We start from the raw sequence: 11562 nt of genomic DNA on the forward strand, positions 1-11562 counted from the left end.
GGGCGCGGCCGGTCGGCCGCCATTCTGCTCTTCCAGCAACGTCCAGCAACGACCAGTGAGGTCCAGCGACGTCCAGCAACGGGGAAGGCCCCGGCTCGCTGAGCCGGGGCCTTCCCTTCATACGGTGCTGCCAACCTCAGAGGCCGAGGTCGCCCTCGAACTCGCCGCCTTCCAGACGGGCCTTGAGCGTGCCCAGGAAGCGGGCCGCGTCGGCGCCGTCCACCAGCCGGTGGTCGTACGACAGGGCCAGGTAGACCATGTCGCGGATGGCGATGGTCTCGCCCAGCTCCGGCGTCGAGACGACGACCGGACGCTTGACCGTCGCGCCGATCCCGAGCATGCCGACCTGCGGCTGGTTCAGGATCGGGGTGTCGAACAGCGCGCCGCGCGAACCGGTGTTGGTCACCGTGAAGGTGCCGCCCGCCAGCTCGTCCGGCTTGATGCCGCCGTCGCGCACCCGGCCGGCCAGGTCCGCGGTCTTCTTCGCGATGCCGGCGAGGTTCAGGTCGCCCGCCTCGTGGATGACCGGGACGAACAGGCCCTTCTCGGTGTCCACCGCGATGCCGATGTTCTCGACGTCGTGGTAGGTGATCGTGTCGTCGTCGTTCACCTTGGCGTTCAGCGACGCGTGGACCTTCAGCGCCTCGGCGGCGGCCTTGACGAAGAACGGCATCGGCGAGAGCTTGACGCCCTCCCGCGCGAGGAAGCTGTTCTTCGCCTTGGCGCGCAGCTGCATGATCTTGGTGACGTCCACCTCGATCACGGTCGTCAGCTGCGCCGACACCTTCAGCGACTCCACCATGTGCTTGGCGGTCGCCTTGCGGATGCGGGTCATCTTCACCGTCTGGCCGCGCAGCGCCGACGGCTGCGCCGGAGCGGCGGCGGCCTTGGGAGCGGCGGCCGGAGCCTGCTTGGCGGTCTCCGCCGCGGTGATGACGTCCTGCTTGCGGATACGGCCGCCGACGCCGGTGCCCTTGACCTCGGCGAGGTTCACGCCGCTCTCGGAGGCCAGCTTGCGCACCAGCGGAGTGACGTACGCGCCGTCCGCGTCACCGGACGCCGGGGCGGCCGGAGCCTGCGCGGGGGCGGGCGCCGGGGCCGGAGCGGCCGGGGCCGGGTCCGGCGCCGGGGTGGTGACCTGCTGCGGAGCCGGGGCCGAGGGGGCCTGCGGCGCCGGAGCGGCCGGGGCCGCGGGGGCCGCCGGAGCCGGGGCGGGCTCGGGCTGCGCCGCCGGGGCGGGCGCGGCCGGGGCGGCGGGAGCGGCCGGAGCGGCGCCCGCGGCGCCGATGACGGCGAGCTTCGCGCCGACCTCGGCGGTCTCGTCCTCGCCGACCACGATCTCCAGCAGGGTGCCCGCGACGGGCGCCGGAATCTCGGTGTCGACCTTGTCCGTCGACACCTCCAGCAGCGGCTCGTCCACCGCGACGTCGTCGCCGACGGCCTTCAGCCAGCGGGTGACGGTGCCCTCGGTCACGGACTCGCCCAGCGCGGGGAGCGTGACCGGGGTGCCCTCGGCGGAGCCGCCGGCCGGGGCCGGAGCCTCCTGAGCCGGGGCGGCGGGCGCCTCGGCCTGGGCCGGGGCGGGGGTGGGCTCCGGCTGAGCCGCCGGGGCGGGCTCGGCGGCCGGAGCGGACTCCTGCGCCGGGGCGCCGGAGCCGTCGTCGATGATCGCCAGTTCGGCGCCGACCTCGACCGTCTCGTCCTCGGCCACCTTGATGGAGGCGAGCACACCGGCGGCCGGGGCGGGGATCTCGGTGTCGACCTTGTCGGTCGACACCTCCAGCAGAGGCTCGTCGGCCTCGACGCGCTCACCCTCGGCCTTCAGCCAGCGGGTGACGGTGCCCTCGGTCACGCTCTCGCCGAGCGCCGGCAGGGTTACGGAAACCGCCATGGTTTCGGTTGCTCCTTACGAAAAGTGCGGATGGTGGTGCGCTCGGGACTTAGTCGTGCGAGTGCAGCGGCTTGCCGGCCAGGGCCAGGTGGGCCTCGCCGAGCGCCTCGTTCTGCGTCGGGTGCGCGTGGACGAGCTGCGCGACCTCGGCCGGCAGCGCCTCCCAGTTGTAGATCAGCTGTGCTTCGCCGACCTGCTCGCCCATACGGTCGCCGACCATGTGGACGCCGACGACGGCGCCGTCCTTGACCTGGACGAGCTTGATCTCGCCGGAGGTCTTGAGGATGTTGCTCTTGCCGTTGCCCGCGAGGTTGTACTTCAGGGCCACGACCTTGTCCGCACCGTAGATCTCCTTGGCCTTGGCCTCGGTGATCCCGACGGAGGCGACCTCGGGGTGGCAGTACGTCACACGCGGCACACCGTCGTAGTCGACCGGCACGGTCTTCAGACCGGCCAGCCGCTCCGCCACCAGCATGCCCTCGGCGAAGCCGACGTGCGCGAGCTGGAGGGTCGGGACGAGGTCGCCGACGGCCGAGACGGTCGGCACGTTGGTGCGCATGTACTCGTCGACCAGGACGTAGCCGCGGTCCATCGCGACGCCCTGCTCCTCGTAGCCCAGGCCCTGGGAGACCGGCCCGCGGCCGATCGCGACCAGCAGCACCTCGGCCTCGAAGGTCTTGCCGTCGGCGAGGGTCACCTTGACGCCGTCGGCGGTGTACTCGGACTTCTCGAAGAACGTGCCGAGGTTGAACTTGATGCCGCGCTTGCGGAAGGCGCGCTCCAGCAGCTTGGAGCTGTTCTCGTCCTCGACCGGGACGAGGTGCTTGAGGCCCTCGATGACCGTGACGTCGGTGCCGAAGGACTTCCACGCCGAGGCGAACTCGACGCCGATGACGCCGCCGCCCAGGATGATCGCGGACTTGGGGACGCGGTCCAGCGTCAGCGCGTGGTCCGAGGAGATGACGCGGTTGCCGTCGATCTCCAGACCGGGCAGCGACTTCGGCACGGAGCCGGTCGCCAGCAGGACGTGGCGGCCCTCCACCCGGCGGCCGGCGACGTCCACCGAGGTCGGCGAGGACAGCTTGCCCTCGCCCTCGATGTAGGTCACCTTCCGGCTGGCGACGAGACCCTGCAGGCCCTTGTACAGGCCCGCGATCACGCCGTCCTTGTACTTGTGCACGCCTTCGATGTCGACGCCCTCGAAGGACGTCTTGATGCCGAACTTGTCGGCCTCGCGGGCCTGGTCGGCGATCTCGCCGGCGTGCAGCAGAGCCTTCGTGGGGATGCAGCCGTTGTGCAGGCAGGTGCCGCCGAGCTTGTTCTTCTCGATCAGGGCGACGTCCAGACCCAGCTGCGCTCCGCGCAGGGCAGCGGCGTAACCGCCGCTACCGCCTCCGAGGATCACTAGGTCGAAAACGGTGCTGGCGTCGTTCGCCACGTCACGTCCTCCATGCATGGATACGCCGTAGCCGGTCGTCGGTGACCGGGCGGCGGCTGTTGTTCGGCCGCTTCTAGATCGGCCCTGGGTGTAAGGGGGGCCCTGTCCTGCCGTGACAACATCTTCGCACTTGTTGACGGGTGGCGGGACGCCGGGCCGGTGTCGGGGGCGGCGCGACGGCCCTCCCCGACCTCGCTCAGGCGCACGGACGTACGGATTTCGTCGAGGGCGAACGTGACGAACGGAACGACGAACGGAACGACGAACGGAACGCGCTCCCTGGCGAGCGGGGGCGGCATGACGTCCGTACGGCCCCGGGCACGGGACCCGGGGCCGTACGGACGGCAGTGCGCGGAACGTCAGCCGAGGTCGCCCGCGGCGGTGCGCTCGGCCAGCCGCACCAGGGTGCGGACCGAGGAACCGGTGCCGCCCTTGTGGGTGTAGCCGTACGGCGCGCTCTCGTGGAACGCCGGACCCGCGATGTCCAGGTGCGCCCAGGTGATGCCCTCGCCCACGAACTCCTGGAGGAACAGCCCGGCGGCCAGGCCGCCGCCCATCCGGCCGCCCACGTTCGCCAGGTCGGCGATGGGGGAGTCCATGCCCTTGAGCAGCTCGGCGGGGAGCGGCAGCGGCCAGGACTGCTCGCCGACCTCGTCCGCGATCTCGTGCAGCGAGGCGCGGAAGGCGTCGTCGTTCGACATGATCCCGAACGTGCGGTCGCCGAGCGCCACCACCATCGCGCCCGTCAGGGTCGCCACGTCCACGATCGCGTCCGGCTTCTCCTCCGAGGCGCGGGTGATCGCGTCGGCCAGCACCAGCCGGCCTTCGGCGTCGGTGTTGAGCACCTCGACCGTCTTGCCGCTGTACATCGTGAGCACGTCGCCGGGGCGGGTCGCGGTGCCCGACGGCATGTTCTCGGCCAGCGCCAGCCAGCCGGTGACGTTGACCTGGAGGCCGAGCCGGGCCGCGGTGACGACCGAGGCGAACACCGCGGCGGCGCCGCTCATGTCGCACTTCATCGTCTCGTTGTGACCGGCCGGCTTCAGCGAGATGCCGCCCGAGTCGTACGTGATGCCCTTGCCCACCAGCGCGACGGTCTTCTTCGCCTTGGCGTGCGTGTAGGCGATCTTCACCAGCCGCGGCGGGTTGGCGGAGCCCTGGCCGACGCCGGTCAGACCGCCGTAGCCGCCCTTCGCCAGCGCCTTCTCGTCCAGCACCTCGACCGTGAGGCCGTGCTCCTTGCCGGCGGCCTGCGCGGCGGCGGCGAACGACTTCGGGGTGAGGTCGTTGGAGGGCGTGTTGATCAGGTCGCGGGCGCGGTTGATCTCCTCCGCCAGCGCGATGGCGCGGTCCGCCACGGCCTTGTACGCCTTGTCGCGCGGCTTGCCGCCGAGGATCGCGACCTCCGCGAGCGGAGCGCTCTTGTCGTCCTTGCCGTTCTTGCCGTTGCCGTTGCCGTTGCGGTAGGCGTTGAAGGCGTACGCGCCGAGCAGCGCGCCCTCCGCGATGGCGGCGGCGTCCGCGGCGCTCTCGACGGGCAGCGCGAACGCGCCCTTCTTCGTGCCCGCCAGGGCCCGCGCGGCGGAGCCCGCGGCCCGGCGGAGCGCCTCGCCGTCGAAGCCGTCGCCCTTGGCCGGAGCGGTGCCGAGGCCGACCGCGAGGATGACGGGGGCCTTGACACCGGACGGTGCGGGCAGCTTCGTCACCTCGCCCTCGCCGCCGACGGCGCCGAGGGTCTCCAGGACGGAGGCCAGCTTTCCGTCGAACGCCTTGTCGACGGCTTCCGCGCCGGGGGCTACGACGGGGCCCTTCGGGCCCTTCGCCACGCCGACGACGAGGGCGTCAGCGCGCAGCGTCGCCGCGCCGGAGGTGCTGAGAGTCAGTGCAGTCACGGTGGTGGGGTCCCTACTTCCGTTGAGTTCGACCGGCCGGTGGATGGGCCGGCCGCGCCCCGGGCATCGTATGCGGCGGGCTTCGGCCGACCGGGCGCGGGCTGCCGGGCGCTTGCCGCGAGCCTAACTCCCGGCCTTCGCAAGGCCGCGCCCTGCGGGGGCACTTCGCCCTGGGTCCGCGGCCTTCGGGGCTCTGCCCCGGGCCCCGGTCCTTGGGCCTTGGGGTGTCCTCAAGCGCCGGACGGGCTGGATTCGGGGCTCCGTCCCGGGCCCTGGTCCTCAAGCGCCGGACGGGCTGGATGGTGCGGGTGGTGGGTTCGTGGGTGCGGGCGGGGAGTGTCCTCAAGCGCCGGACGGGCTGGATTCGGGGCTCTGCCCCGGGCCCCGGTCCTCAAGCGCCGGGCGGGCTGGGTGGTGCGGGTGGGGGCGTCCTCAAGCGCCGGACGGGCTGGGTGGTGCGGGTGCGGGTGGGGGGTGTCCTCGAACGTCGGGCGGGCTGATATGCGGCGGCTACCGGCCCAGGGTGAGTGTGATCAGGGCTGTGGTCGCGGCGGTTTCGGCGAGGGTGCCGAATACGTCGCCGGTGATGCCGCCGAAGCGGCGGCGGCAGTGACGGAGCATCAGTTCGGCGCAGGCCAGGGACAGCAGCAGGGCCGCGGCGCAGTGGGCGGCGGTGTACGGGCCGTAGGCGGAGCCGGCCGCCGCGCAGGCGAGCGTCACGGCGGCCGTCGCCATCGCCGCCGAACGGACCGGGACCGCCCCGGCGACCGCCGCGCCCAGGCCCTCCGGCCGTGCGGCGGGCACACCGGCACGGGAGGCGAGGGTCAGGGCCGTACGGGCCGCGACCGCCGCGACCGTCACGGCGAGGGCCCCGCGCGCCCAGCCGGCCCCGTACAGCTCGTACACGGCGGCGACCTGGCCGAGCAGGACGAAGACCAGGGTCAGGACCCCGAAGGGGCCGATGTCCGACTGCTTCATGATGCGCAGCGCGTCCTCGGCGGGCTTGCCGCTGCCCAGCCCGTCGGCCACGTCCGCGAGCCCGTCGAGGTGCAGCCCCCGGGTGAGCACCGCCGGTACGGCGACGGTGGCGACCGCGGCGAGCAGCGGGCCGGTGCCGAGGAACAGCAGGGCCCCGCCGACGGCCGCCGCGCCGAGCCCGGCCGCCAGTCCCACGAGCGGCGCGGCCAGCATTCCGCCGCGGGCGGCCGGGCGGTCCCACCGGGTCAGGCGTACGGGGAGCACGCTCAGGGTGCCGAAGGCGAAGCGCAGGGCGTCGCCGAGGGAGGCGCGGGCGGGGGCGGTGTCGGTCATCGACGCGCAGGTTATCCGACGTCAGGGCGTTAGGTTTCCCCTAGCGGGCAGATTCGGGAGCGTCGGTCATGGGTCACTGGTGGAGTCGGAACATCATCGAGCCGGGGAAGCTGCCGCTCCTCTTGGCGCTGGCCTCGTTCGTCCTGACGTTCCTGGTCACGCGGGTGATCACCCGGCTGATCCGGGCGGGCAAGGGCCCTTTCCGCAACATTCGGCCGGGCGGTCTGCACATCCACCACGTGGTGCCCGGCATCGTGCTCATGGTGGTCGGCGGCTTCGGCGCGGTGGCCGGCGGCCGGCACGGCTTCGGGACCGCGGTGACGGCTGTGCTGTTCGGGGCGGGCGCGGGCTTGGTGCTGGACGAGTTCGCGCTCGTACTGCACCTGGACGACGTGTACTGGAGCGAGCAGGGGCGCAAGAGCGTCGAGGTCGTGGTGCTGACGGCCGCGCTGGTCACGCTGATGCTGGCGGGCTTCTCGCCGTTCGGGGTCGACGCGCTGACGCCGGAGGAACTGCGCAGCCGCGGCCTCGTGACGACGAACGTACTGATCAACTTCGCCGTCGCGCTGTTCGCCCTGGCCAAGGGGAAGCCGCGGATAGCGGTGATCGGGGTGGTGGTGCCGTTCGTGGCGATCATCGGGGCGGTGCGGCTAGCCCGGCCCGGCTCGCCGTGGGCGCGCCGCTGCTACCGCCGCCGGCCGCGGGCCCGGCGCAAGGCGCGGGTACGGGCGTACCGGCACGACGCGCGCTGGCAGGCGCTGCGCCGCCGCTTTCAGGATCTGGTCGCGGGGGCCCCGGACCCCTGACCGCAGGCGTCGGGCAGCGGGAGCCGCTCGCCCGGCCCGAATCCGTACGAGGCCGGGGGCCGTGCCGGAGCGTGCGGAGGCCGGGACCGGCGCTCCGCACTCCGCCCGCGGCCGCCGTCGTCCCGCGGTCTGCCGCCGGGCAGCGGCCCCGGGGAGCGGTACGGGTCGCGCGGCTTGCGCCGCCTGCGCACCTCGTCGAGCACGCACACCACGAGCAGCGCGGCGATGGCCGCCAGGTGCTCCTTGCCGGCCAGGTTGGGCTTTATCAGTGCCTCCGCGGACATGGCCGCGATCAGCACGACGCAGGTGAACCATGCCCGGTAACGCCAGGTCACGTACACCGCGATGCCGACCACGGCGGCCGACGGGCCGGTGTCGACGACCTTGGCGGCGTGTGCCGGCAGGCCGAAGGCGGAGTCGGGGCCGATGTGGACGGCCAGCCGCGCGTACATCGTCCCGGCGAGCGTCGCGAGGTAGGCGATGGCCAGCGTGCGCCTGCGGCCGAGGCAGATCTCCGCGATGCCGAAGGCGACGAGGAGCTGCGCCAGCGCGCCCCATATCGGCAGGTCGAGGGCGGGCACGAACAGCGACAGCGGGGTGCGCAGCAGCGCCAGCCACCACGGCAGCCGGGCTTGGACCGAGCCGATCCGCTGGACCGGCTCGAAGCCCCAGGGCTGGTTCTGGATGATCTGGAAGACCGAGGTGAGGAGGACCGCGGCGAGGGTCATAGGGATGGCCCGCAGTTTCCTGCGGGCGAGCGCCTCGTACAGGGCCCCCAGGAGGGGACCCCACTCGGCACGTGCGGCGCGTCGGAGCGCCGCACGATTCACCGTTTGCTCTCCAGATGTTTGCGGTTCAGCCACTTCGGCAGGCCGGGCGCTTCGAGGAAGCCCTCGGCCCGGCCGCTGGCGATACCGATGCGCAGCAGGTCGCTGCTCTTCTCGAACAGCATGAACCGGGGCTCCCAGATGGGCCGGTACTTCGCGTTGGCGCGGTACAGCGACTCGATCTGCCACCAGCGGGAGAAGAACGTCAGCAGCGAGCGCCACATTCGCAGCACGGGGCCCGCGCCGAGCTTGGAGCCGCGCTCGAAGACGGACCGGAACATCGCGAAGTTCAGCGAGACCTGCTCGACCCCGACCTCGCGGGAGCGCTGCATCATCTCGATGACCATGAACTCCATCAGGCCGTTCTCGGACTCCCGGTCGCGGCGCATCAGGTCGAGCGAGAGGCCCTTGGGCCCCCAGGGCACGAAGCTGAGCAGGGCCCGCAGCTTTCCGTCGCCGTCGTGGCACTCCAGCATCACGCAGCGGCCGTCGCCGGGGTCGCCGAGCCGGCCGAGCGCCATGGAGAAGCCGCGCTCGGTGGCGCCGTCGCGCCAGTCGTCGGCGTGGTGCAGCAGGTCGGCCATCTCGTCCTCGGGGATGTCCTCGTGCCGCCGGATGCGCACCGTGTACCCGGCGCGCTTGACCCGGTTGTACGCCTGGCGCACGGTCCTCATGGCCCGGCCTTCGAGGGTGAACTCGTCGGTGTCCACGATCGCCTCGTCGCCGAGTTCGAGGGCGTCCATGCCGTGCCGCGCGTAGATGGTGCCGCCCTCCTCGCTCGCGCCCATCACGGCCGGGATCCAGCCGTGCTCGCGGGCCTCGGTGAGCCAGGGCTCGATGGCGCCGGGCCACGCCTCGGGGTCGCCGATCGGGTCGCCGGAGGCCAGCGAGACCCCGCCGAGCACGCGGTAGGTGACGGCGGCCTTGCCGGTGGGGGACCAGATGACGCTCTTCTCGCGGCGCAGCGCGAAGTAGCCGAGGGAGTCGCGGTCGCCGTGCTTGTCCAGCAGGGCGCGGAGCTTCTCCTCGTCGTCGGGGGTGATGGGGTCGGTGGCGCGGCGCGAGCGGAAGGCCGCGTACAACACGCCGAGCAGCAGGAGCGTGCTCATCACGTTGATGACGACGTTGACCCAGCCGGGCGCGGAGATGCCCTGGTACCGGGACTCGTCGCTGGCCAGCGAGATCAGCCGCATCACGCCGAAGCGCCAGCGGTCCAGGAAGGAGGCCTTGTAGTCGTCGGGCGCGTCGTTGGTGACGCCGACCAGCAGCGCCGCGATCAGCGAGGTGACCAGCAGCCCGCCGAGGGCGACGACCGCCGCCAGCTTCGGGTTGGATCGGTCGCCCTTGGCGTAGAACTCGCCGCGGCCCACCACCAGCGCGACCACGAACAGCACCGTGATCACCGTCGAGAACCAGTTCAGGCCGTGCCGGTTGAATTCGCGGAAACATATCGCGTACACGAAGATCGCGGCCGTGACCCCGGCCATCACCAGGTTCAGAATCCACGCCGCGCGCTTGCGCCGCCGCAGCGTGATGGCCATGAACAGTGAGAAGAGCGCCGACGCGAAGCCCGCGGTCACCAGGTACGGGGTGTAGAACTCCTCGACGTTGTGCCGGCGGATGTCGTCCGCGAAGGACAGCCACACCGCGCTGAGGAGATTGACGAACGTAACGGCGCGCAGGTACCAAACCGCGAAGCCGGCGGCTCGCCGCGGCCAGATACCGCGGCGGGCGCCCTCATCCGGAGTCAAGCGGACTTCTCCCATGAAAAGTGAGCATATGGGGCGTCATGTGCGACGGGGGCTCCGACGCGGGTGACGTAGGACGTCAGGTGCGCGCGGGGAGCTCCGCAGCCAGGGCCGCCGCCGCCTGAACCATCGGCAGAGCGAGCAGCGCCCCTGTCCCCTCGCCTACACAGACGCCATGATCGAGCAAAGGGTTGAGTGCCATGCGGTCCAAAGCTTTCGCCTGTGCCGGCTCCCCGCTCACCTGACCGGCCAGCCACCAGTCCGGCGCCCGGAACGCGACACGCTGCGCCACCAGGGCGCACGCGGCCGAGACGACTCCGTCGAGGATCACCGGCAGCCGTCTCACGGCGCTCTGCAACAGAAAACCCGTGATCGCGGCGAGATCCGCGCCGCCGGCCGTGGCCAGCAGCTCCAGCTGATCCCCGAGGACCGGCCGCGCCCGGCGCAGCCCGTCCCGGATCGCCGCGCACTTGCGCATCCACGCCAGATCGTCGATCCCGGCGCCGCCGCGGCCGGTCACCACGGAGGCGTCGGTGCCGCACAGCGCCGCGATCAGCGTGCCGGCCGCGGTGGTCCCGCCCACGCTCAGGTCGCCGAGCACCACGAGGTCGGTGCCGGAGTCCGCCTCCTCGTCCGCGACGGCCATCCCGGCGCGGAAGGCCCGCTCCGCCTCGTCCGCGGTGAGCGCGTCCTCGATGTCGATACGGCCCGAACCGCGCCGCACCCGGTGGCGCGTCACGTCCTCGGGCAGCTCCGCCGGGTCGCAGTCCAGCGACATGTCGACGACCCGCACCTGCGCCCCGCACCGGCGCGCCAGCACCGCCGACGCGCTCTCGCCGTCCAGCACGGCCCGTACGAGCGCCCGCGCGCCCTCCGCCGGGCCGCCGGAAACCCCCAGCTCGGCGACCCCATGGTCACCCGCGAACAGCAGCAGCCGCGGCCGCTCGACCGGCTTCACCGGCACCGAACCCTGCGCGGCCGCGAGCCACTCGCCCAGCTCGTCCAGCCGCCCCAGCGCACCGGGCGCGGGCACGAGCCGTTCACGGTGCTCCTCGGCGTCCCGGCGTACGCCGGAGTCCGGGCGCTCGATCAGGGTGGCGAAGTCATCGAGATTCAGGCCGCTCATCCGCAGAACAGTACCCGCAGAAGTAGATGCCAGTCCCACGGGAACGAGCCGTCGATCCACGGACGCCCCACCGACCGCCTCGCCGGCGGGGCCGCTGTCGCGGGGGGAGGCTGTACGGGCGGCCCCGCCCCCCGCCGACGGCTGCGCCGGGCTGGGGCTGACGCCCGCATTGGACCGCGCGCTTGTGCTCGCACCAACGGCTGCGCCGGGCCGGTGCTGAGGCCTGGGGCCGTGCCATGCCCCTGAACCGCGCCTGTACTCGCGCTGACGGCTGCGCCGGGGAGGGGCTGACGCCGGTCTGGGACCGTGCCGTGCCCCTGAACCGCGCCCGTACCCGTACCCGCATCCGCCGCACCCCCAGCACCCGCTCCGCGCGCCGCGCGATCCCGGCGGCAGGCCGGCACGGCCTTGCCGCCGCAGGCGAAGCCCCGCCGCAGGCGAAGCCCCGCCGCAGGCGAAGCCCCGCCGCAGGCGAAGCCCCGCCGCAGGCGAAGCCCCGCCGCAGGCGAAGCCCCGCCGCAGG

The 11562-nt window shown here is 72.8% G+C and carries 8 protein-coding genes and 1 pseudogene; 2 read left to right on the forward strand and 7 right to left on the reverse strand.

What is annotated here, in order from left to right; translation table 11 throughout:
• Positions 1 to 136: 136 nt before the first annotated feature.
• The 4 genes from sucB to AB0I22_RS36335 all read right to left on the reverse strand — a co-directional run bounded on the left by sucB (position 137) and on the right by AB0I22_RS36335 (position 6532).
• Positions 137 to 1891, reverse strand: coding sequence for a 2-oxoglutarate dehydrogenase, E2 component, dihydrolipoamide succinyltransferase (gene sucB / locus AB0I22_RS36320; protein ID WP_363135295.1), 1755 nt, complete (start codon positions 1889 to 1891; stop codon positions 137 to 139).
• Between the two features lie 49 nt (positions 1892 to 1940).
• On the reverse strand, positions 1941 to 3329 hold the full coding sequence (lpdA, locus tag AB0I22_RS36325; RefSeq protein ID WP_363135296.1) for a dihydrolipoyl dehydrogenase: 1389 nt from the start codon (positions 3327 to 3329) through the stop codon (positions 1941 to 1943).
• A 359-nt stretch (positions 3330 to 3688) separates the two neighbouring features.
• On the reverse strand, positions 3689 to 5221 hold the full coding sequence (locus AB0I22_RS36330) for a leucyl aminopeptidase (protein ID WP_363135297.1): 1533 nt from the start codon (positions 5219 to 5221) through the stop codon (positions 3689 to 3691).
• Between the two features lie 510 nt (positions 5222 to 5731).
• On the reverse strand, positions 5732 to 6532 hold the full coding sequence (locus tag AB0I22_RS36335) for an adenosylcobinamide-GDP ribazoletransferase (RefSeq protein ID WP_363135298.1): 801 nt from the start codon (positions 6530 to 6532) through the stop codon (positions 5732 to 5734).
• 68 nt (positions 6533 to 6600) lie between these two features.
• Between AB0I22_RS36335 and AB0I22_RS36340 the strand changes: the two genes are divergently transcribed.
• Entirely contained in the window at positions 6601 to 7338 is a 738-nt protein-coding gene (locus AB0I22_RS36340) for a hypothetical protein (protein WP_363135299.1), read from the forward strand.
• On the opposite strand, the gene AB0I22_RS36345 is transcribed toward AB0I22_RS36340, so the two are convergent.
• From AB0I22_RS36345 to cobT, 3 genes are all read right to left on the reverse strand, one after another.
• Positions 7305 to 8168, reverse strand: a complete 864-nt coding sequence (locus AB0I22_RS36345; RefSeq protein WP_363135300.1) for a hypothetical protein — start codon at positions 8166 to 8168, stop codon at positions 7305 to 7307. The genes AB0I22_RS36340 and AB0I22_RS36345 overlap by 34 nt on opposite strands.
• Positions 8165 to 9931, reverse strand: a complete 1767-nt coding sequence (locus AB0I22_RS36350) for a phosphatidylglycerol lysyltransferase domain-containing protein (RefSeq protein ID WP_363135301.1) — start codon at positions 9929 to 9931, stop codon at positions 8165 to 8167. Before AB0I22_RS36350 ends, AB0I22_RS36345 begins: the two co-directional genes overlap by 4 nt.
• 61 nt (positions 9932 to 9992) lie before the next feature.
• A complete protein-coding gene (gene cobT / locus AB0I22_RS36355; RefSeq protein ID WP_363135302.1) occupies positions 9993 to 11039 on the reverse strand; it encodes a nicotinate-nucleotide--dimethylbenzimidazole phosphoribosyltransferase in 1047 nt (348 codons plus the stop codon).
• 236 nt (positions 11040 to 11275) lie between these two features.
• Between cobT and AB0I22_RS36360 the strand changes: the two are divergent.
• Positions 11276 to 11562: pseudogene (locus AB0I22_RS36360) on the forward strand (hypothetical protein); the annotation flags it as partial.

This window comes from Streptomyces sp. NPDC050610, assembly GCF_040654875.1.
Lineage (GTDB): Bacteria > Actinomycetota > Actinomycetes > Streptomycetales > Streptomycetaceae > Streptomyces.